Source organism: Pseudomonadota bacterium, from assembly GCA_027620075.1.
GTDB lineage: Bacteria > Pseudomonadota > Alphaproteobacteria > Rickettsiales > UBA6187 > 1-14-0-20-39-49.
Window position 1 is genome coordinate 1 of record JAQCEY010000014.1, and the last position, 21,673, is coordinate 21,673.

Genomic DNA, 21,673 nt, shown 5'->3' on the forward strand with positions numbered 1-21,673 from the left:
AAACCAATTAAACACCACAACAAATAAGCAAAGTAATTACTACCAATTTACTTCACTAATCGCAACTGAAAAGCCAGCAAAGCCCAGGGATATATTTCAACGAAATTCGTCAACACACGAAATTCGTCAACAGATGCGACAGAGCCCAATATTGTTTTGCAGGAGCTTCTTAGCCTTGTCTCTTGCCTCTCTTGCTTCTGCCAGCGTTACTTGTGGGTATACGCCTAAAGCCAACAACTTCTGTTTGCCGTCAAACCTATATTGTAAACGCCAGTATTTGCCTTGCGGCTTAATGTGGAGGAACAGGCCACCGCCATCGGATAGCTTGTGTTTGCTGCCGTTTGGCTTTTCATCTGGATAAAATTTAGCGTTCTTACATTTGATGTCTGTCAGCTTCATGTTGGTACTTCCTTTTATCAAAAATGTTGATACCACCAAAAATACCATCAAATATGTTGGTATGTTAAAAGATATTAGTGGAGGTTACAGGAAGTAGATTAACGCTGCAAGCTATGTAAAGTCAAGGTTTTGTAGATGTTAGTGGAAGGTAAAATAAGAAGAAATGGCTCCCCTTGCTCAGCACCTTACGAACAAAAAGGCGTGAGGATGTGGTGGTTTTTGGTGGATATTATTCGCATGTAAATAATAAATATGCGGTCGCTAGTTTGAATCCTTGATTTGTTAATTCTTCTTTCTGAGTTTTTCGTGGAGATAATTATCAAGATAGTTTATAACCTAAAATGCAACCACTATACTTGATGTGAAATTATGAAAGCAGTAACGGCAATGGCTAAGAAAGCACAAAATAGTAATTTAAATAAAGCAAAAAACTCAAAAAAAGATGAGTTCTACACTCAGCTTTCGGATATTGAAAGAGAGCTAAAACACTATAAAAGCCATTTTAAGGATAAAGTCGTTTATTGTAATTGCGATGACCCAAGAGTTAGCAATTTCTTTCACTATTTTTCATATAACTTTGAAAAGCTTGGCTTGAAGAAGCTGATTGCTACTTGCTACAAAAGTCAAAATATGGACTTATTTAGCCAAAATGATTCAGAGCAAGCTGTCTATCTAGAATACGAAGGCGATAAAAATGGAAATTTTAAACCAGATGCTGAGGAAATAGGCATAAAGCCACTCAATGGTGATGGTGATTTCCGCAGTGAAGAAAGTATAGAGCTTTTAAAACAAGCAGATATCGTAGTAACAAATCCGCCATTTTCACTATTTAGAGAGTATGTTTCTCAACTAATTGAGTATAATAAAAAGTTTGTCATTGTTGGGCATCAAAATGCAATCAAATATAAAGAGACCTTTCCGCTAATTCGAGATAATAAGATGTGGTTAGGGTTCGGTTTTAAAGGCGGAGCGGCACATTTTATAAACAAGCATTATCAAGATTATGCAACTGCAACAGACCGTAAAGAAGGCATGATAAGAGTATCTGGGGTGCATTGGTTTACAAATCTTGACATAAACAAAAGACATGAAGATTTAATACTCTATAAAAAATATACTCCTGAAGAGTATCCAAAATATGAGAACTTTGACGCAATCAACGTGGATAAGACTAAAGATATTCCTATGGATTATGACGGAATGATGGGTGTACCGATTACGTTTATGGATAAATATAACCCTGAGCAATTTGAAATAATAGGGGTAGGCATTGCGAACGCAGGTCTTGAAATTGGGATTCAGCCTTATAAACCAGAACATAAGAAATATAGAAAAGAAATTCAAAAGCGTGGAGCGGTTGATGGCGACTTATATATGATAGTAGATGGTGTTGTAACCGTTCCCTACACACGTATTATTATTAGGAACAAAAGAATATGAAAATTGAACTAAAAGAAATTACCGTCCGTGATTTGACAAATGGCTATGAAGATAATGATGAAGGCGGAGTTATTGGTTATGGTGGAAAGCTAGATATACGCCCAGCTTATCAGAGGGAGTTTATTTATAAAGATAAACAAAGGGATGCCGTTATTGAAACAATAACAAAGGACTTCCCTTTAAATGTGATGTATTGGGCGGTGCGTGAAGATGGAAGTTATGAGGTTATAGACGGTCAGCAAAGAACTATTTCAATGTGCCAATATGTGACTGGTGATTTTGCATATATGTTCAGGTACTTTCATAACCTTGAAAAAGATGAACAAGAAAGAATCTTAAACTATAAGCTGATGGTTTATCTTTGCAGCGGTACTGATAGCGAAAAATTAGAGTGGTTTAAAACCATTAATATTGCAGGTGAAAAACTCACTGACCAAGAATTAAGAAATGCGGTTTATTCTGGCTCTTGGGTTTCAGATGCTAAGCGATATTTTAGTAAAAATGGATGTGCAGTTTATGGTATTGGTGGGGATTATTTAAGCGGAACTGCAATCAGGCAAGATTACTTAGAAACTACAATAAAGTGGATAAGTGATGATAAAATCGAATCTTATATGGCAAAAAATCAGAATGAGCCAAATGCCAATGAGCTATGGCTCTATTTCCAGAATGTAATAAATTGGGTAAAAGTAGTATTTCCTAAATACCGCAAAGAGATGAAAGGTATTGAGTGGGGCTTCCTTTATAATGAGTTTAAAGATGGAAAGTTTGACTCAAAAAAACTTGAGGCAGAAATTGCCCTGCTTATGGCAGATGAAGATATTACAAAGAAAAAAGGGATTTACACCTACGTTTTAACTGGCAAAGAAAAACATTTAAATATTTATGACAAATGATTTAACATTTTTTGAAGAATTTGGTGTCAGGCGGCATTATGACGAAAAACAAGAAAAGTGGTTTTTCTCAGTTATTGATATTGTTGCCGTTCTAACTGACCAGCCAGACTATGACAAAGCAAAAAGCTACTGGACAACCCTAAAATCAAGGCTAAAAAAGGAAGGAAGTGAAGTGGTCACAGATTGTGACCGGTTGAAAATGTTGGCTCAAGATGGCAAAATGAGGCAAACGGATGTTGCAGATTTGAGGGTTATTTTCCGTATAGTGCAATCAGTACCAAGCAAAAAAGCCGAGCCTATCAAATTATGGCTGGCTAAAGTGGGTAATGAACGTATTGAAGAAATTGCAGACCCTGAGCAATCCTTAAACCGTGCAAGGGAAAACTGGCAAAAGCATGGTAGAAGCCAGAAATGGATTCAGCAACGCATGATGGGGCAGGAAAGCAGAAATAAACTTACTGATTACTGGAAAGAAAGCGGAGTAAAAGAGGGCAAAGAATATGCGGCTCTTACAAACATAATCCATCAAGAGTGGTCAGGCTTAAGTGTTAAAAAACATAAGGATATAAAGGGCTTAAAAAGCCAGAATTTGCGTGACCATATGAGCGAGGCGGAGTTGATTTTTACGGCTCTTGCAGAACTTTCCACAAGGCAAATTGCAGAAAATATTGAGGCTAAAGGCTTTCATGAAAACAAAGAGCCAGCAAAGAAAGGTGGGAAAATTGCAAGAGATGCAAGAAAAGCCCTTGAAGAAAAAACTGGTAAAAAGGTTGTTGATGGTAGCAACTTCTTAAGCGGTGGTAATAATAAAAAGGAACTGGAATAGTAAAGATTTGCAGGTTGAATAAAAGCACCTGCAACACCTTGAAAATAACAAACTATTACCTATATTTTATGGCGTAAGCCTTTAAAGAAGGTCATTACATAAGAATAAAAATAGAATAAAAATTAAAGATGTAATGACCTTAAAGCCAATCCACTTTTCAGACCACTTCAAAATTGATAAAGCAAAGCTTAATGAATTAGGGGTGTTTGACCCAATTTTAAATTATGACACCAAGGTATTTGTTGAGCCTTTAATGCTGAAAGATAGCAAAAGCCCGATAATCAAAGCCTCATATCAGAATTATAAGACCTTCTTTGCTAACCTTCTTCTCTTACTGCAAAAATCTGATAAGAAAGGCGATAAATGCTGGAAAGCTGCCAAGGCAATGGTCAACTTTCCTGAGTATCAATATACCTGTATCGGTTATAGCTCAGGCACTACAGACGGGCGAGGCTCAGGGATTGAGTTTAATGACAAGATACTACAAAGCGCAATAGAGATAGTTGATAAAGCCGAGGGCAACCCTGAAATATTCTTGCTCTTGCCATTGCTTGAAGAAGGTATTGCTGGCGATAGAATAAGTGATATGGCGCAAAATATTATTGATGATGATATTTGCCAGTACACACTTGATATAATGGCTAAGATTGGCTTAGAAGGCGAGCGTAGACATACAACAAGAAATTTCAAGAGTTACAAGCTTCCTTTAAATCCATTTTCCAGAACGCCTATAAAACTAGTTCCTAGTGATATTTTGTTAGACCTACCAGTTGCCGATGATATAGATACGTTAGTTGAGGAAATGGCTGCTTATAACGCAAGGTTAAGGGCTATAGTAAGCAGGGATATAGGGGAAATATGGGAAGAGCAGACTAAGGCTGACAGGAAAAGCACCTTATTAAAAGAGCTGAAAACCAACAAAGAGTTTTTTGTTGAAACCCTGAAAGCCCTAAAAGAATATAAATTTGAGCATTATGATTTAGAGAAAGACGGCAAGGGGTTATATAGGTGGCTGGAAAATAGCCAAGATTTTATCAATGTTGAATTGGCAAAGGAAGTTATAAACTGCCCTGATAGCCTTGAATCATTATCCTTTGCTGTAACAGCTATTATCAACCATTTCAGGGATACTATAGAAAACAAAGAGGTGTGGCGTACATTCTGGACAGAATACGGCTCACAGTTTAGGCATGTAAGGACTTTCTATTCTCAAATGCTATTATTGACGGTTAGCAATACATGGCTATCATCTCAGAGTAGTAATATTAAAATAGACCTAAAATATAGCGTTAAGAATATAGACCTTGAGTTTTCTGTTTCTGGTAAATACCGCCTTATTATCCATGTAAAACACGCTAACAATACGGTACTTAAGAAGGGCTATGAGAAGATATTAGAAAAATGCCGTGGCTTAGATGATGAAAAACATGTTTATCTGATAATGAATTTCAAGGAAGAGCCAGCAAACCAGTTGCAGGATATTAAGATTATTGAAAATCCGTTGTGCAAGATATTTGAGGTTGATGTAACGAAAAGGGATGCAGAGCAAACAGATTGCCTGTCAGAACAAGAGAGCCTTGATTTAGGGTTTCTTGAGTTTGAGGGCGTGGAGTTTTCCAATACTACTGATATGCAAAGCCAAGGCGGAAAAGCTAGGCACGGAGACACTACAATAATCAAAACAGTGGTCATAAAACCTATGTTCTTACTAAGAAGGCAGTCAAATAAAACTGCTAAAGTTTCCGAAATATCTACCAGCATAATAAAAGAGCTTAATTCATTATATGGTCATAATGATAACAGCCAAAAAGTACAGAATTTTATGAATAAGTATGCTATAAGTGACTACCAGCATATTCAAACGACAATTGACTACCTTAAGAAAAATAATGACGGAGGTCAAATAGGTAATTGGTGTTATCAAGCTTCAAATAACAAGCTGTAAAATTATTTTAGCAAGCTCACAGAATCTTTGTGCAAGCTGGTCAATATTATAACAAATCCGCAAGGTTTATAATTAGCTCATAACTTAACAATTATGGGCTATGTCTAATTTATCAGACTCAATAAAAGAACTTTATGATGATATGACGGAAGCGGAAGCAAATCACGCCGCTCACCATCTTGTCAGCCTTTTTAAAGTTCTGCAAGAGGTTGATTCAAGACTGGCTCATGAAAAAAGTAATGAGCAGAAAAATGATAATATCGGAAGTGCAGATTGACTTTGTGAAGCCTAACAACGGTTTGATTGGCTTTGCTAGTTTTGTAGTAGATGGAAGTTTTTACATTTCCAGTATCGCTATCCACACAAAACTAAACGGTGAAGGCTATCGCCTTACATATCCAAGCAAGGGTAATTTTACAATTTGTCACCCTATCAACAAACAAGTCAGTAAAGAAATTGAGGCTGCTATTTTTAGCAAGCTAAATGATGTAATGAAGAAGGTGAAGAGCGATGCTGAAAACACCTTCTAAACGCAAAACGCCTGTCAGGAAGATTCCTAAGCAAAAAATCAAAAAAGGACGTAGCTACACCGCTTTAGATGCGGTTGCAATATTCGGTATTGATGAATCTGTTTTTCATAGATGGATTCGAGAAGAAGGCTTAATCACTATTGATGATAGAAAACCGTCTATGGTTCACTGGACTACCTTTCAGCAATTCGCAGACCACAAAAATAGTTCAAATAACATGGAAACTGGCAAAGCTGGGGACTTTCCTTGTTTCGGTTGTTTTATGAAAAGAAGAGCCTTTGAGGACAAAATAACGATTAAAAAGCCAAATGATATGTTCTGGAAAGCAAAAGCGACATGTTCTTGTTGTGGCTCAAAAATGAATATGAACGTATCCGCTAACGAGTTTTTATTGACTATAACATGGGGCTATCAACTGGTTGAAACGCTACCCCTTATGACTATAAAGGGTAGTCAGGATACCAGCGTTAGAACCAGTGGAGGAAGGGGAAAGAAAAAGCCTAAATTCCAGCCAAAAATTGAGAAGAATTTTCACCCTGATAACGAGCGGATAAAGCATAGATATTTTGAAAGAAAGTTAGGCAGGTATGATGTAAAAACAGTAGCCATGATTGTTGCGGCTATAGGAGTTTATGAGGAATATAGCGACTATAAGAACTTTAAATCATTTTGCTATGATGACGTAAAGGGATTCCAGAAATTTGTTCTTATTAAATACGCCCACAGCATACAGACCGCCCATAGAGTAATGTCTAACTTGAGGGAGTTCTTTTTCTGGCTAAGAGAGCAAGACGGCTATAAGAAAATCAAGTTTGATGATGCTGACGATTTGCAACTATCACGAAAAGACAAAGCCAGAGCTAAAGCGGCAAAGCCAAAAGACTATCTAAGCCTTGAGAAATGGCTGGATTTAGCTTTAAATTTGAAACCTCAAACGGATATTGAGTATAGAGGGCAAGCTATGATTGTTGCCTTGTTGTTAACAGGAGCAAGAGCCGATGCCTTAATATCGTTTAATATAGGCGATTTTAACTTGGAAAGAAATTACGCCTACCAAGATGCTGAACATGTAAATAGTAAAAATTCGGATTCTTACAAAACTAACTTATGGAAATTAAAACCAGAATTACGCCAAATATTAGATGACTGGATAGATAAGCTTATAAATGAGCATGGCTTTACCAATGATGACCCTTTATTTCCAAGAGTCAGCATAACAACAAACGAGTATGATTTATTTGAAAATAGCGGCTTTTTAAAAGAGCGGATAAAAAGCACAACCATATTGAGAGAGGAGCTATATAAACAGCTTGAAAAAGCTGGTTTGGGGCATTTTACGCCGCATACTATAAGAAACTCAATAGTTTCTCTTTTTCATAGCTTACCGCTTACACTTGAGCAGCAAAAAGCAATAAGCCAGAATATGTCTCATAAGAATTTAGGAACTACAGTTGGCTATTGTCAGGTTAGCGAATTTAGGCAAGATGAGTTAATTGGTGACTTGGATATTGAGCAATTACTGAGTATAAAAGAATTACAACAAAATCCGAAATATCAGTATATAATGGCTCAAATGAAAGATGAAGAAGCCGTAAATAAGGTATTTAAGGCTTTGAATGAAGATTAAGGATGTAATGAAGGTATAAAATGACAGATGCAATAGAAAACTATACTGGTTTAATTAGCCCAAAAACTCTTGATTCTCAAGATGACAAGTGGGACGAATCTTTAAAGCGTGCTTGGCATGTGCGGGATTTTGAAATTGAACTATTTTGGAAAAGAAGCACATACTTTTCAGTCTTGGTTGGTGCGTTATTTATTGCATATTACACGCTTGTAGATAATCAAAGCGAGGGCGCAAAAGAAAGCATAGAGATATATAAATTAATAATTTCTCTTTTAGGTTTTATTGCTTCATTAGTATGGTTTTTATCAAATAAAGGTTCCAAATTCTGGCAAGAAAATTGGGAGCTACATATTGACATGATTGAAAAGATGTCAATATGTAATAAAATTCATTCCGTAGTATTAAATAAATCAGATAAATGTTGGGATTTAGGGGCTGCAAGCTATTCAGTTTCTAGGCTCAACACATTATTTAGCTTAATTGTATGCCTTGGCTGGTTCCTTGTAATAATTTTTCTCTTATTGCCTATTGAATTAATCAATAGTTATCAAAAATGGATAGGCTTTTTCTTGGTAATTATATCCATTCCATTGGTGTTATGGGGTGGCAAATCAAAGATTAAGAAGTCTTATAATAAAAGTTCTATGTTGTCAGATGGTACGATAATACCAGCGAAACAGGACATTATCACTGTTTATCACAAGTAAGGATGTAATGAGTTATGGAGGAGTTTTTTAAGAATTATCAGTATACGTTTTCTGCTTTTGGAGCCGTAGGAACCTTATTAGCGGTTATTATTTCCCTATATTTTGGTTATAGGGCATTAAAAACGCAGCAAACTCAAATAAAAGCATTTCTTAACATATACGAGCTTACAGAGCCTAATACTCCTGAGTATCTTGCGGTAAACATTACAAATGTTGGCTTAATAGCCGTTAGTATATCATCTTCGTTTTTCTGCTTTAGGCTGCCATTCTCTACAACGGCATTTTTAGTTATTCCATTAGACTCAGGCAATTCCGATATTAATATTCCAAGCAAATCATACCCTCATAAAATCGAACCAAAACATTGTGAGTTTTTTATTCTTAACACCTTAGATAGTTTAGTGCTTAAAAATATAAAGGGCTGGCTTGTAAATTTCATACGGGCGGAAGTGCATACATCGGACGGCTCTATTTTAAAAGTAAAGGTATCTAAAGATATTAAGAACGAAATAAAAAAAAACTTAAAAAGGTAATGACATGAAAGCAGTAATATTCGCACGTGTATCGTCAAAAGACCAAGAAGACGGTCATTCGCTAGACGCTCAGATTCAGGCTTGTTTTGAGTATGCCATAAAGAAAAGCTTTAAGGTTATTGAGCAATTCAGGGTGGTTGAAAGTTCAACAGCCAGTGGCAGACCTGAGTTTTCCAAAATGGTTGACTTCACAAGGAAGCAAAAGGAAAAAACGGTTGTTCTTTGCTATTGCGTGGATAGGCTGCAAAGGGATTTTGACGAGCAATATCTGGAGCTGCAAAAGCTTCTAAAGCTGGATAAGATAGAAATTCACTATGTTAAAAACGAGTTTATCGAACATAGGGATATGGATAGCTCTGATAAATTCAGGAAAAACCTTGATGTGTTGCTTGCCAATGATTACCGCAATAAAATTTCTGATAACGTCAAAAGAAGTGCAAAGAAGAAGCTTGATGAGGGTACTATTCTTGGTGACTCACCGCTTGGCTATTTGAACAAGCCGAGGGTTGATAAGAAAAAAGAGAAAGTTGAAGTCTATATTGACCCTATGCGTGGGGATTTGGTTAAAAAGATATTTGAGGAATACGCAACAGGCATGTATTCAATGAGTGAGATTCGTGACCTAATACATGAGGAAGGGCTTACAAGCAAAAAGTGCTGTAACATTTCAAAAAGCCAGATTGAGCTTATCCTAAAGAATCCGTTTTATTATGGGTATATGAGATATAATGGCATGTTATATAAACACGTTCACCCTGTTTTAATATCCAAAGAGCTATTTGACGAATGCGAAAGCGTCAGGACTGGCAGGAGGCGCACTAAGTCAAAACGCACTGAAAAGCCTTTTATCTTGAAGGGGCTGCTTAAATGCCAGCATTGCGGTTGTAGCTATAGCCCTGAGTTAAAGAAAGATAAATATGTTTATATGCGCCCTACAAAGAGCCAAGGCGATTGTTCTTATTGCTACCACTTGAATGAAAATAAGATACTTTCTCAAATAGAGGATGTTTTAAAGGGTATGCACATACCAGATAATATTTTGGCTGATTTGAATGATGAGCTAAAGAAAAGCTCAGATAAGGAACATAAACACCAGATTCAGGAAAGTAAAAAACTGCAAGAGCAATACCAGACCATTCAAACTCGCAGTAAAAGAGCCAGAGAGCTATTCTTAGACGCTAATATCTCTAAGTGCGAATATGACGACATGATGACCGACTTGCAAGCTGAGAGGCATAATATAGAGGTTAGGCTGCAAAGGTTATCTGGTGCGGATGATAATTTTAATAAGCAAGTAGGAACAATTTTAGCCCTAGCGTCAAAAGCTCATGAATTATTCAAAAGTTCGGAACTAGAGGAAAAGAGGCGTATTATCACTATTTTATTTCCGAACTTGGAAATGAACGCCGATAAGCTAGTGTTTACGCCACGAAAGCCCTTTGACATGTTCATGAATTTACCTTCACGTCCAGAATGGCTCCCCGGGCAAGATTCGAACTTGCGACCAATTGATTAACAGTCAACTGCGCTACCGCTGCGCTACCGGGGAATATTTAAGAAAAATCTATGGGAAGGCTTTATAACAAATAAAAATTTAATATGCCAGCATTAGTTTTAATAAAATTAAAAAAAATTTCTTTTTCAAAGGCAATTAGGGTCAAAAAGGCTACAAAATTAACTATAACGCTTCGACATTTTCCTTTACAACCGTTTCAAATTTATCAGAATCCCTGTTATATTCATAAAGAGAGGCTTCGGCTATGTTAAAATACCATCCGTGCAGATATAGCTTTTTAGCCTCAACTGCCTCTTTTATAAAAGGGAAGCTCATAAGGTTATCGATTGAAACAAGTACACTTCTTCTTTCGCATAAGCGTAATTGTTCTTCTAACGGAGCATCAGGTAATCTTTCTTTTACTATATTCCTGACACCTGAAATAATATCGACCCAAGGATTTATGAAACTGAAACCCTTTGATGTTTCCTCGCATTTATCTTTCATGGTGTACATGGCATTAACACCGCCGCAATAGCTATGCCCCATAACGATTATATGCTTAACTTTCAGGTGTTTTACGGCAAATTCGATAGCCGAACTCGTACTATGGTGTGTGTTGCATGATTCTTTATATGGAGGCACTATATTAGCCACATTACTGACATTGAATATGTCACCAAGGCTTGAATTAGTGAGTATTGCCGGATTTACCCTTGAATCACTGCATGAAATAAACATAACCTGCGGCTTTTGATATTTTGATGCCCACTCTCGGTATTCTTCAAACTCTTTACCGAAATATTTTTTACGGAACTCTTTATGTCCTGCTATAAGTCTCTTATATATTTCCATATTTTCTCCAAAAAAACTAAATACGCAAAAACAATTGTATAGTATTTCCAAAATTTATTGAAAATTGTCATCCTCGCCTCCGTGCGAGGATCTTCTGTCAATTAAAACAGATCCCCCTATAATTTTCTACGAAAATTCGGGGGATGACATTGTCATTAAAAATTAGAAACGCTATAATCATATTATAAAATAAAAAATCTGCTGCCGACTATATATTATAAATAATCAATATTTGCATTAAAAAACGGTAATATTTTGAATTAAATTTAATCTCAAGCTATCTTATCTTTAATATCCTCAAAGCTAAGAGGTTTACCTTTCTTAAGATTACTTGCCGCTGTTTTTCCTATTATTTGTTCATAATATTTAGGAGCAAGTCCATATCCGGGACGAATGCGTCTTATGTTATCCTCGGAAAATCTGTCACCTTCTTTTATATCTTTAGACACATATATTGAACGTCTAAAAACCGTATTGTTCTTCTCATTTTCTGAAACTCCATATTGCACCCTCCCCAAACTTTGCCACGCTTTTTTAGTTTCCACAACCAGACTTTTCAATTCATTCGGTTCTAAGGAAAATGCCGAATCAACACCTCCATCGCTACGTTTTAAAGTAAAATGCTTTTCAATAACGGTAGCCCCTAAAACCGTAGCGGCAACAGGAACGCCTATTCCGTGCGTATGATCCGAAAGACCGACTTGTACACCATATTTCTTACGCATATCCGGTATGGTGTTCAAATTCGCATCTGAAGCCGTTGCAGGATAAGCACTTGTACATTTAAGTAGTATAAGGTCTTTCCCGCCTGCTTGTTTAAATGCATCGACTGCGTCTTTTATCTCTTCTTCACTTGCCATTCCGGTCGATATAATTACAGGCTTACCTGTTACTGCCACTTTCTTTATAAGCGTTACATCAGCACACTCAAACGAAGCTATCTTATAGCACGGAGCATTCAACTCCTCTAAAAAATCCACTGCCGTTTCGTCAAACGGTGAGCTAAAAGCTATAATTCCACATTTAGCTGCCTTATCGAATATTGCTTTATGCCAGTCCCAAGGCGTATGTGCCGTTTCATATAGCTTATATAATGAGGTTCCTTTCCACAGTGACTTTTCATCTGCTATAAAGAACTCACCGTCATTGATATCAAGGGTCATAGTATCGGCGGTATATGTCTGTATCTTAATAGCATCAGCTCCGGCTTTAGCCGCCTCTTCCACTATTTCCAAGGCTCTTTCTAACGACCGGTTATGATTGCCCGACATTTCGGCAATTATGAAAGGAGGGTTATTCTCGCCTATTATTTTATCGGCAATCCTTATTTGTTTGTTCATTATTTTTATACCGTTTTTAACCACAAACTTTTGTTTTCCGACTCACTTATAACACAAAATCCCGTATCTGCAAATATTTGCTTTGATGCCTTATTTTCATGTAAAATCTCAGCGTTTATTTCTTTTATATTATTTCTATTTTGCTTTAACCAATTGATGGACGATATTAGCAACGGCAACCCCCAACCTTTATTATGCCACCCTAAAATCAGGTATATCGATATAAGCGACTTATCCCCCGTATAATCGAACCTTACCACTCCGATCTCGGCATTGTCCGAACTTGCAATTAACAAATCGCTATCTTCGGATTTAACTATTTTTTCAAACCAGCGACAATGGGATTCATAGCTGAATTTTTTACCGTCATTTGAGTAATTTCTATTTATTTCAGAATTTCTCCGGTTATATATATTCTCACAGTCACTATCTGAAGCCTTGCGAATATTTATCAAAAGGCTAAAGATATGTGCCGCTACTTTTTTAGCACCCCTTCCGTCAACCAGTCTACGCCCTTCTTCAGATACGAACTTACGCCATTTTTTATCTTTTATTACTTCATTAAGGCAGGATTTAAAATTTTCAGGGTTATAGTCTTTTGCCGTCCCGACATATTTTACCAGACCTTCTTTAGCCATATCCTCACATATTTTTGTCTGGTTATCTGCTATTGAAATAATTATACTAGGCAGCCCCACAGCCATCCGCTCCCAACTCGTAGAGCCTCCGGCACCTATGAAGAGGTCTGCCTCACACATCAATTTTGCCATATAATCAATCTGCTGACGGTATGTAAAATTAGTATTATTATCGCATATCTGCCTGATAGCATGTTTATTCTTACCGTAATTACCGGTTACTACATTTACATTTATATGTTTATATTCCTCTTGTGCAAGCACCTCCAGAACATTACGGGTAACATTGTCTGCATCACTGCCTCCGAATGACACAAGGATACTTTCCACTTTATCTTTTACAGGTGCTTTTTCGGTTACTTTAAACTCATCACGAAGTAGTGCGTATGATGTTCCTAGGAGCTTTACACATTTATTATCCACTAAACTGTCATAGCGTGTTTTTGAATCCACATAGAAATTCTGATCATGCAATATATCGCAAAAATGTTTTCGGTTTGCAAGGTCGTCAATAACCATGATATGTTTTACCATACCCTTAAATTGTTTTTCCCATTTGCGATCTATACCGTAATGGTCGGCTATAAGGAAATCTACCTCTCCTAATCCATTTATTATATTTTCCGTGTACTTGGCATCTTTTAGAGAATGTTCCGACGAAAACGGTTTCCCGTGGATATACTCATGCCCTACATCGGGCAAAACCTCTACCCTACATTTACCCGAAGTATCTTCAATAAATTGTTTTATATCTTTTGATTCATCGCTTAATATGAAAGTTACCGATGCTTTTCCCAAAAGCTCTTTTGCAAGGCTAATACAACGCATAACATGTCCTATGCCTGCTTTACCGTTTCCGTCAGTCCTGAAAACTATATTCTTTTTCACGTCCGCACCTTTTACTTTTTCCCGCTTTTATAACCGAATCTGAGAAAGCTCAAAAACGGAGCCGTCATCAAGACGGCAGTACAATATCATTAATACAAAAAATCCTTCAACTTATCGATTATATATTCTTGTTCGGTGTCTGTCATTTTAGGAAACACGGGAAGAGAAATGCATGATTGATAGAACTTCTCTGCCATTGGACAATAGCCGCTCTTAAACCCGAGTTTTCGGTAATATGGCTGTTGATATATAGGGATATAGTGAACATTGACACCTATACCTGCTTCCCGCAACTTATCGAACAGTTCCTTACGGCTTATATCCGAATCGTCACTTATCCTGACAACATATAAATGCCATGCACTTTTAGCATCAAGTATAGGCAAAATAAGCGGGAGTGCTGAAAGTTTATCGTTATACACCGCTGCTATCCGGTATCTTCTATGTATAAAATCTTCCAGCCTGTTCATCTGGCTAATACCCAGAGCCGATTGAATGTCCGTGATACGGTAATTATAGCCTAAGTGAAGCTGCTGATAATACCAATCCCCTTCACTTTGCCCTTTCATAAGCGACTTATCCCTTGTTACCCCGTGAGTAATTAACATACTTACTTTTTTTGCTAATTTTTCATCATCGGTAAGTATCATACCGCCTTCACCTGTGGCTATAGACTTTACCGGATGAAAGCTTAATGTTGTGGCATCACTGTATTTGCCGCAACCTATATGTTCGCCGTTTTCATATCTGCCGCCCAATGCGTGTGCGGCATCTTCTATTACCTTAAAATCATATTCGGCGGCAAGCTCTGATATTCTTTGCATATCGCAAGCCGTTCCTGAAAAATGCACCACTATTACAACGTCAGGTATTTTGCCATGTTTTTCAGCTTCTTTTAATTTTTCTTCTAATTTATTTACATCAATATTTCCTGTTTTTATGTCTATATCGACAAAATCAACATCCGCACCTACATATAAAGCACAGTTAGCGGAAGCCACAAAACTTAATGGAGAAGTCCAGACAAGGCAGCCTTTCTCTATGCCCATAGCCATTAAAGAAACATGCAAAGCGGCCGTGCCGTTAGCCACAGCAACGGCATTTGCCGCACCGCAGAAATCTTTTACCGATTCTTCAAATTGTTTTATAGCAGGACCGGTAGTTAAAAAATCAGAACGCAAGACTTCTACCACCGACTTAATATCATCTTCGTTTATATCTTGCCTGCTATACGGAATATATTTCATTTACCTGATTTCCCTTCTCTTGCTTTATTATTCTTTGGATTCAATTACCCAACTTTTTTTGTTCTATATTCCGATTAATATTAATAAGTTCAGGATGTTTTTTAAATAATCTCAAAATATCCTCATATTCGAAATTATTATTTTCAGCATATAGGTAACTATATATCCGTTCAATCAAATCCAGATCTTCGGGAGTATCAAGCGTCCACCTATATATGCTATTGTCCCGTTTGTCCTTATAATGCAATATGTCGAACTCATGCTCATTCTGATAAACATATGGAGTAACATGTTCTTTTTCATAATCTTTAGCAGCATTTTTATAGGTCTTTTCCAACGTTTCAAAACCGAATATCTCAATATCCAGTCCCCTTGGGAAGGTGCGCTCTATGGTATTGCTTAAATAGTCAGGTTTTTTATCCAGATATTCCGCAATCATTTTTGTAAGTAATCCACCGGAGATAACAGGACAGTCCGATGTTACCCTTATTATATTTTTAGCATTGAATTTTTTTGCCGCATCATAATAACGGCTTAAGACATCGTCACTGCTTTCCCTTGAGTAATCGACACCTATCCTTTTACATTCTGCTACTATTGCGTCATCAACGCCCAATTCGGTAGTCGCAACAACAACTTTATCTATAAGAGGACAAGTCGACACCCTTTTTACCACATGACCCAATACGGTATTATCGCACAATGCAAGCAATACTTTTCCCGGTAGTCTGGTCGAAGACATTCTAGCCTGAATTATAGCAACGATATCGTTATGCGGCATCATCCCAGATATTCCTTTTTTTCCATCCGTCTTTATCTTTCCACCAAACCCTTGTGTCACGGAAAGTATCGGAAATATTATCGAACTCTTCTTCAGTCATTCCCGTATATTCGAGCCACCTTTTCAGGTCTTTGGGTTTAACATGGTCATAATGCCGGATAAGTTCTATTGCTTTATCTCGGCTCATATTACCGCTACGCACATCTTTAGTGGCGTGGTCGGTGCATCTGCCGTAACCGAACTTTATATATTTCAAATAATCATGCACCCCGTTCTCATGTATATCATCTAAGTTTGACATGTTCCTGTATGTACGGTCAAACTGCTCATTTGAAGTTTCAAAGCCATACTCTTTTATTACCGTCTTGGTATGCTCGTTTGCTTCCCAATAGGTAAAGTTACTTAAGTAAACCCCACGCAGGTCAAGGTCATATATTTCCTGATCTGTCGGGTACTGATAAATATACATATCGCTTTGTTTAATATCTTCCAAACCTACCATATAGTTCCAGTCATAGCCTCTGCTATAATGCTCAAGACGGCTTCTATATGTCCATTCAACAAAATCATTCATGGAGAATTGTCCGCATAAGTCCTGATAACCGTGTTCTCCCCATATCACGGTCGGAATTTTATGTAGGGCGGCAATTTTCATAGGAGTCGTACATATACCGATATGTCCGTGCCAGTTCATATCACCCATTATCTTCAAACCAAGCCTGTTTAGTTTTTTTAAAACGGTGACACTAGGCTGATATATAACGTGGTCTACATCAAAGACCTCTTTCATGCGGAGAAGGTTGCGCTGCCCTACTTCACTGTAGTTATTCCCGTAATATGTTACCAATAACGGCTTATATCCGAGAACATTTTTTATGTAATGCGTCTGAAAGTAACTATCCTTACCGCCACTTACCCCGATAACGCAATCAGGACGGCTGCCGTCCTTACATCTTCCTCTTTCAATAATATCTATTAGTATTTGCTTACGCTCCTCCCATTCTGATGCCGTTATATCCCGCTTATTGCCGGAAGTGCGACAGCCCATACACACTCCCTCATCATCGAAAGACATAGGAGCGGCATTTACCGCAGGATACACACATGAGCTACACCAACCTGCCGATTTGCCGATAATATTGCTATACTCACTTCTAATTTCTGCAGAAGCGGTATTTATCACTTGTGCTTTAGACATTCTTTTGGCAAGACGTTCGTCCCTTTGGTTTAAATCGTATTCCGGCTCTCTCGGGAACCATTTGCTATCAAGCCTGACTTGCCTCATATTGATTCCGGCGTCGATACATTCTTTTTTAGCAAACGGGTAGCTAAGTTCAAAGAAGTGGAAAATATTAGCTGCCGATACGGCACTTGCGTTACCTTCTTTTATGCCTTTTACAAAATCATTATAAGTACCTACACCGCCACACGCTATTACGGGTATTGAAACGCTATCTGAAACCAGTTTAATAAGCTCAAGGTCATAGCCGGTTCCCGTACCGTCTCGATCAATTGAATTTAGGAATATCTCGCCTGCACCATAATTTTCGACTTCTTTAGCCCATCTTACGGGGTCTAACCCCGTGGCGTTCTTACCGCCATTTATGTAGACTTCCCTTTTGCCGTCTTCATGTTGCAGTACATCTATATTGACCACTATGCACTGCGAACCGAAATCTTTTGCACCTTGTTTTATAAGTTCGGGGTTTTGTACCGCCCCTGTGTTGATAACACATTTATCCGCACCTTTTGCAAGCCTGATCTTTATATCTTCAATGTTTCTGATACGCCCGCCGAATGCTAAGGGCATAAAACATACTTCCGATATTTGTTTTAACACGTCCAATGAAGTAGAGCCTTCATATTTTACATGCATATCGTCACGACGCAAATCGTGATAATCATCATCACTGATATCAAGCAGGATAAGCTCGTCAACATTCCAATTTGACAGCCTGTGTATTGTACTTACAGGATTACCTATTATCTGGTGGGTCTTGAAAAGCTGGCTTCTGACTATTAGCCCGTTCTTCAATAATATACATGGAATTAGTCTTGGACGAATCATATTACCCTTTTTTCATTCATTGTAATCTCGGATTTATTCCGGAATCTTCTAATTAATTAAAATAAGATCTTCCTATAATTTTACTACAAAGAATTCCGATGATTACATTAATAATTATTATAAAAAAACTAACAAATATTGTTTGTATATTTTGCAAACCTGTCAAGAAGCTCCAAACCCGCATCCTGACTTTTTTCAGGGTGGAATTGTACTCCGAATATATTATCCTGTTCGATAGCAACGGTTACTTCACCACCGCCATACTCTATTGATGCGGCAACAGCATTTGAGTTAGCACATTGCAAATGATAACTATGTACATGGTAAAAAGAGGAAGTGGTATAATCACCATGAAATATAACCCCTTCTTTTTTAGCCGATACATCGCACCACCCTATATTCGGAACTTTGTAATCTTTGTTATCGGGATTTAATTTTACAACATTCCCCTTTATAAGACCGAGACCCTTGTGTCTACCGTGTTCTTCCGAATTTTCAGCTAGAAGCTGCATACCCAAACATATTCCTATTATCGGGGTTCTCTCCTCAATAACCTTGCTCTTTATTATATCGGCAAGGTTATTTTCATTTAAACCGGTCATACCTTTTTCAAAGGCAGCTACGCCGGGTAGTACCAACGCCCTCGCTTCTTTTATCTTTCGTACATCATCTGTAAGGATAGTATCAACGCCTATTCTTTTGAATGCGTTGATAATGGAATTAAAATTACCTGCTTTTGTATCGATTATTGTCAGCATAGTTAGCCTACTCTTTTACCGGCGATCAACTGCTCGTGATTATCATCACTATGGATTGCTTTTAACTCTTCCACGGTCAGGAAATGCTCGTTTTTACCGGAATTATACTCAAAGTTCTTTGCTACCTTCGTACCCTCTTCGTTTTTGGCATTTTTCTTATAATCAATATCACCGAAGATGTCTATGGTAGGCATAATTGTATAATGATCTTTAAAATCAATTGTTATATGTGCCGTATCGGCAGGACACATAACCTCATGCATTTTTTCGCCCGGTCTTATGCCTATGATTTTTGTCTTAACATCAGGTGCGACGGCAGCAGCTAAGTCCATAATATTTACGGAAGGTATTTTAGGAACAAATATCTCACCGCCATGCATACGGGAAAAAGCATCGAAAACGAACTTCACCCCGTCGTCCAAAGATATCCAGAACCTTGTCATTTCAGGATCCGTAATAGGAATTTCTTCTGCACCTTCTCTCACCAGCTTTTGGAAGAACGGCACGACAGAACCACGTGAGCCTATAACGTTACCGTATCTTACAACTGAAAAACGCGTAGGACCGTTTCCTACAAGATTATTGGCAGCTACGAACAGCTTATCGGAGGCTAACTTGGTAGCACCATAAAGGTTAGCCGGGTTTGCAGCCTTATCTGTAGACAATGCAACTACTTTTTTAACTTTATTATCGATACAGGCACGAATAACGTTCATACCGCCGTCAATATTTGTTTTGATACATTCTGTAGGATTGTATTCGGCGGCCGGAACTTGTTTTAATGCAGCGGCATGAATAACATAGTCAACACCGTTAAACGCCCTTTGCAGCCTATCTGCATCACGTACGTCACCTATAAAATATCTCATGCACGGAGCGTTGAATTCCTGACTCATTTCATATTGTTTTAATTCGTCACGGGAGAATATTATAAGTCGTCTGGGTTTGTATTTTTCAAGTATAAGTTTTGTAAATTTTCTACCGAAGGAACCGGTTCCTCCGGTGATAAGGACATCTTTATCATTAAACATTTAGGTAACCTACAGTACGGTTTTTCATTATCTTTGCGAATCAGGAAAACGATAAATACTACATTTGCTTAAAAAACACAATTATTTTGTGCTTTTTAGCCTCAAGGCAATGTAAAAAAATTTATAATCTATTAACCGAAACCACCCTTTTTCCTTGCCGTTTTTGTACCGTTACCTTCAGTGATACTCTCTGCCCAAGTAACCTCTGCGGGTCTTTTGTTATTTTTTGTATATGTTTGAACGGTTTTGCCCGATATACTTTCTATCATGCTTACAATACCGTTATCCGTACCTCTTGCCTTTAATTTTAAAGGTTCGTTACGATGCAAAAATTCAGCGAATCGTTTTGCCGATGATTCTGTTAGTTTTGAACCCGATATATCAACGCTTTGCAAAGAGCCGCCCGTTCTTGATAGGGACGTACCGAAAATTGCTGCCGACATATCGTTATTAATAGCCCCTCCTAAATCTATATGTTTCAAAGAGCCGCTATTGGCTAAATGGTCACCTAAAAGTACTTTTGCGTTCTGACTAAGATTTTCTCCCGGAACGGTCAGAGATACTATGTCTTGATTTTTTTTTAATCCTTTAATTATATACTTCATTAGCTGAGGGCTTATTTCCCCTAGGTAATCTACTTTTTCACCGTTTTGATATTCCAGCAGGTTCAATTCACCTTTTTTATTTATTGCGGCATCATAATTTGATACGGCTTTTTCTATACCGTACATATAATTAAGGTTATCGGTCAAATCTACAATCGCCTCAAGAGCCATTGCATTTTTTATAGAAAAAATAACATCCTCTTGAGAAGATTTCTCTTTTAAATTTTGAGGCATTTTACGTTCTCTCCTAATAAGTTAACAAAGAAGACGTTTGTTAACTTATTAGGTGTTTATTCGCAAGGAATTCTTTACGCCTTTCCTCAGAACGCTAGGTTGAAACGTCAAAATGAGCAAGGAAGCGACGCTAACAAGCTGAGTTTATTTAACTGACGGCAGCTACCGTATAAAAGGGGATACTTCCATAAGGGACGTAAATAGAAGGCTTGACCGGAACTTGCCTGATGAAGAGGCTAACACTATGGCAGGTCTTATAATACATGAATCAGAATCAATACCCGAAATAGGTCAGGAATTCCAATTCTACGGCGTTAAGTTCAAAATAGATCGTAAAAAGAATAACCAGATAACCGGCATAGTGGTCAGTAAACTGCCGAAGAAAAAAGGTAAGTAATCCCGACTAGCAGATAAGATAAGTTTTTATATATCTTGGATACTATGGTCAAGCCATAGTAGGGCAGGTATTATACCTAGCCCGAATGGGTAAATACTCCTTCCTGCAGAGGGGAAAAAGAAGAAGAGGTAATAACTTGCTTGCCCGTACAAGAATTTCTGTTTTTTCCTTATAAATAAAGTCTAAAATATGAGTATATAATAGGTTCAATATGAGTATATCATTGAACCTATCCGGAGCCTGTATGCAAGAAAAACATTATAAAATAGACAATAGATGTTAACCCGCATGCAATAATGACCCACTTGATGGGTTAATCTGCGTTCAAAACTGACCCACCTTATGGTGGGTTTTTTGTTATGTAGTTGATCCATTATTATCAACCTATACTGTTGTTATTTTAACCGATAACAGGAGTAATAATTTGGAGATG

Annotated in this window: 17 protein-coding genes, 1 tRNA gene and 3 pseudogenes; 10 read left to right on the forward strand and 11 right to left on the reverse strand. The window is 37.5% G+C overall.

The genetic code is table 11. From position 1 onward, the window contains the following. Nucleotides 1-147: 147 nt before the first annotated feature. Nucleotides 148-399, reverse strand: a pseudogene (locus tag O2942_11550) (Arm DNA-binding domain-containing protein). A 387-nt stretch (nucleotides 400-786) separates the two neighbouring features. On the opposite strand from O2942_11550, the gene O2942_11555 reads away from it, so the two are divergent. From O2942_11555 to O2942_11595, 9 genes and pseudogenes are all read left to right on the forward strand, one after another. Continuing rightward, nucleotides 787-1,839, forward strand: coding sequence for an adenine-specific methyltransferase EcoRI family protein (locus O2942_11555; GenBank protein MDA0782881.1), 1,053 nt, complete (start codon nucleotides 787-789; stop codon nucleotides 1,837-1,839). Then, nucleotides 1,836-2,723 (forward strand): annotated as a pseudogene (locus O2942_11560) (DUF262 domain-containing protein). The gene O2942_11555 and the pseudogene O2942_11560 overlap by 4 nt, the downstream one beginning before the upstream one ends. A 1-nt stretch (nucleotide 2,724) precedes the next feature. Beyond that, nucleotides 2,725-3,561, forward strand: a complete 837-nt coding sequence (locus tag O2942_11565) for a hypothetical protein (protein ID MDA0782882.1) — start codon at nucleotides 2,725-2,727, stop codon at nucleotides 3,559-3,561. Nucleotides 3,562-3,694: 133 nt separating this feature from the next. Further along, on the forward strand, nucleotides 3,695-5,506 hold the full coding sequence (locus O2942_11570) for a hypothetical protein (GenBank protein MDA0782883.1): 1,812 nt from the start codon (nucleotides 3,695-3,697) through the stop codon (nucleotides 5,504-5,506). A 100-nt stretch (nucleotides 5,507-5,606) separates the two neighbouring features. Next, the gene (locus tag O2942_11575) at nucleotides 5,607-5,783 is read left to right on the forward strand and encodes a hypothetical protein (GenBank protein ID MDA0782884.1); all 177 of its coding nucleotides are present in this window, start codon (nucleotides 5,607-5,609) and stop codon (nucleotides 5,781-5,783) included. Next, nucleotides 5,734-6,036 carry a septation protein SpoVG family protein gene (locus O2942_11580; protein MDA0782885.1) on the forward strand — a complete coding sequence of 101 codons (303 nt, stop codon included), beginning with the start codon at nucleotides 5,734-5,736 and terminating at the stop codon, nucleotides 6,034-6,036. Before O2942_11575 ends, O2942_11580 begins: the two co-directional genes overlap by 50 nt. Beyond that, on the forward strand, nucleotides 6,017-7,663 hold the full coding sequence (locus O2942_11585) for a site-specific integrase (GenBank protein MDA0782886.1): 1,647 nt from the start codon (nucleotides 6,017-6,019) through the stop codon (nucleotides 7,661-7,663). The genes O2942_11580 and O2942_11585 overlap by 20 nt, the downstream gene beginning before the upstream one ends. A 20-nt stretch (nucleotides 7,664-7,683) precedes the next feature. Continuing rightward, a complete protein-coding gene (locus tag O2942_11590; GenBank protein MDA0782887.1) occupies nucleotides 7,684-8,370 on the forward strand; it encodes a hypothetical protein in 687 nt (228 codons plus the stop codon). Between the two features lie 14 nt (nucleotides 8,371-8,384). Beyond that, a complete protein-coding gene (locus O2942_11595) occupies nucleotides 8,385-8,903 on the forward strand; it encodes a hypothetical protein (GenBank protein MDA0782888.1) in 519 nt (172 codons plus the stop codon). Between the two features lie 1,474 nt (nucleotides 8,904-10,377). On the opposite strand, the gene O2942_11600 is transcribed toward O2942_11595, so the two are convergent. The 10 genes from O2942_11600 to O2942_11645 form a co-directional block, all read right to left on the reverse strand. Then, nucleotides 10,378-10,452: transfer RNA gene (locus tag O2942_11600), tRNA-Asn, on the reverse strand. Between the two features lie 129 nt (nucleotides 10,453-10,581). After that, complete coding sequence (locus O2942_11605) at nucleotides 10,582-11,253, reverse strand: carbonic anhydrase (protein ID MDA0782889.1); 672 nt, start codon at nucleotides 11,251-11,253, stop codon at nucleotides 10,582-10,584. Nucleotides 11,254-11,525: 272 nt separating this feature from the next. After that, a complete protein-coding gene (gene pseI, locus O2942_11610; GenBank protein ID MDA0782890.1) occupies nucleotides 11,526-12,593 on the reverse strand; it encodes a pseudaminic acid synthase in 1,068 nt (355 codons plus the stop codon). Between the two features lie 5 nt (nucleotides 12,594-12,598). After that, the gene (pseG, locus tag O2942_11615; GenBank protein ID MDA0782891.1) at nucleotides 12,599-14,119 is read right to left on the reverse strand and encodes a UDP-2,4-diacetamido-2,4,6-trideoxy-beta-L-altropyranose hydrolase; all 1,521 of its coding nucleotides are present in this window, start codon (nucleotides 14,117-14,119) and stop codon (nucleotides 12,599-12,601) included. Between the two features lie 89 nt (nucleotides 14,120-14,208). After that, the gene (pseC, locus tag O2942_11620) at nucleotides 14,209-15,366 is read right to left on the reverse strand and encodes a UDP-4-amino-4,6-dideoxy-N-acetyl-beta-L-altrosamine transaminase (protein ID MDA0782892.1); all 1,158 of its coding nucleotides are present in this window, start codon (nucleotides 15,364-15,366) and stop codon (nucleotides 14,209-14,211) included. Nucleotides 15,367-15,406: 40 nt separating this feature from the next. Then, a complete protein-coding gene (locus O2942_11625; GenBank protein ID MDA0782893.1) occupies nucleotides 15,407-16,147 on the reverse strand; it encodes a glycosyltransferase family protein in 741 nt (246 codons plus the stop codon). Further along, the gene (locus tag O2942_11630) at nucleotides 16,137-18,215 is read right to left on the reverse strand and encodes an N-acetyl sugar amidotransferase (GenBank protein ID MDA0782894.1); all 2,079 of its coding nucleotides are present in this window, start codon (nucleotides 18,213-18,215) and stop codon (nucleotides 16,137-16,139) included. The genes O2942_11625 and O2942_11630 overlap by 11 nt, the downstream gene beginning before the upstream one ends. Before the next feature lie 128 nt (nucleotides 18,216-18,343). Beyond that, nucleotides 18,344-18,973 carry an imidazole glycerol phosphate synthase subunit HisH gene (gene hisH / locus O2942_11635; GenBank protein MDA0782895.1) on the reverse strand — a complete coding sequence of 210 codons (630 nt, stop codon included), beginning with the start codon at nucleotides 18,971-18,973 and terminating at the stop codon, nucleotides 18,344-18,346. A gap of 2 nt (nucleotides 18,974-18,975) precedes the next feature. Further along, complete coding sequence (pseB, locus tag O2942_11640) at nucleotides 18,976-20,004, reverse strand: UDP-N-acetylglucosamine 4,6-dehydratase (inverting) (GenBank protein ID MDA0782896.1); 1,029 nt, start codon at nucleotides 20,002-20,004, stop codon at nucleotides 18,976-18,978. A gap of 131 nt (nucleotides 20,005-20,135) precedes the next feature. Then, nucleotides 20,136-20,843, reverse strand: a complete 708-nt coding sequence (locus O2942_11645; GenBank protein MDA0782897.1) for a hypothetical protein — start codon at nucleotides 20,841-20,843, stop codon at nucleotides 20,136-20,138. Nucleotides 20,844-21,006: 163 nt separating this feature from the next. On the opposite strand from O2942_11645, the pseudogene O2942_11650 reads away from it, so the two are divergent. Next, a pseudogene (locus tag O2942_11650) lies at nucleotides 21,007-21,240 on the forward strand (hypothetical protein). Nucleotides 21,241-21,673: the final 433 nt, after the last annotated feature.

Excerpts from the sequence above, each read along its gene's own strand:
- pseC (MDA0782892.1), bottom strand. The coding sequence starts at position 15,366 with ATGAAATATATTCCGTATAGCAGGCAAGATATAAACGAAGATGATATT.
- O2942_11570 (MDA0782883.1), top strand. The coding sequence starts at position 3,695 with ATGACCTTAAAGCCAATCCACTTTTCAGACCACTTCAAAATTGATAAA.
- O2942_11575 (MDA0782884.1), top strand. The coding sequence starts at position 5,607 with ATGTCTAATTTATCAGACTCAATAAAAGAACTTTATGATGATATGACG.
- pseB (MDA0782896.1), bottom strand. The coding sequence starts at position 20,004 with ATGTTTAATGATAAAGATGTCCTTATCACCGGAGGAACCGGTTCCTTC.
- O2942_11580 (MDA0782885.1), top strand. The coding sequence starts at position 5,734 with ATGAAAAAAGTAATGAGCAGAAAAATGATAATATCGGAAGTGCAGATT.
- O2942_11605 (MDA0782889.1), bottom strand. The coding sequence starts at position 11,253 with ATGGAAATATATAAGAGACTTATAGCAGGACATAAAGAGTTCCGTAAA.
- hisH (MDA0782895.1), bottom strand. The coding sequence starts at position 18,973 with ATGCTGACAATAATCGATACAAAAGCAGGTAATTTTAATTCCATTATC.
- O2942_11590 (MDA0782887.1), top strand. The coding sequence starts at position 7,684 with ATGACAGATGCAATAGAAAACTATACTGGTTTAATTAGCCCAAAAACT.
- O2942_11565 (MDA0782882.1), top strand. The coding sequence starts at position 2,725 with ATGACAAATGATTTAACATTTTTTGAAGAATTTGGTGTCAGGCGGCAT.
- pseI (MDA0782890.1), bottom strand. The coding sequence starts at position 12,593 with ATGAACAAACAAATAAGGATTGCCGATAAAATAATAGGCGAGAATAAC.
- O2942_11630 (MDA0782894.1), bottom strand. The coding sequence starts at position 18,215 with ATGATTCGTCCAAGACTAATTCCATGTATATTATTGAAGAACGGGCTA.
- O2942_11585 (MDA0782886.1), top strand. The coding sequence starts at position 6,017 with ATGCTGAAAACACCTTCTAAACGCAAAACGCCTGTCAGGAAGATTCCT.
- O2942_11555 (MDA0782881.1), top strand. The coding sequence starts at position 787 with ATGGCTAAGAAAGCACAAAATAGTAATTTAAATAAAGCAAAAAACTCA.
- O2942_11595 (MDA0782888.1), top strand. The coding sequence starts at position 8,385 with ATGGAGGAGTTTTTTAAGAATTATCAGTATACGTTTTCTGCTTTTGGA.
- O2942_11625 (MDA0782893.1), bottom strand. The coding sequence starts at position 16,147 with ATGCCGCATAACGATATCGTTGCTATAATTCAGGCTAGAATGTCTTCG.
- O2942_11645 (MDA0782897.1), bottom strand. The coding sequence starts at position 20,843 with ATGCCTCAAAATTTAAAAGAGAAATCTTCTCAAGAGGATGTTATTTTT.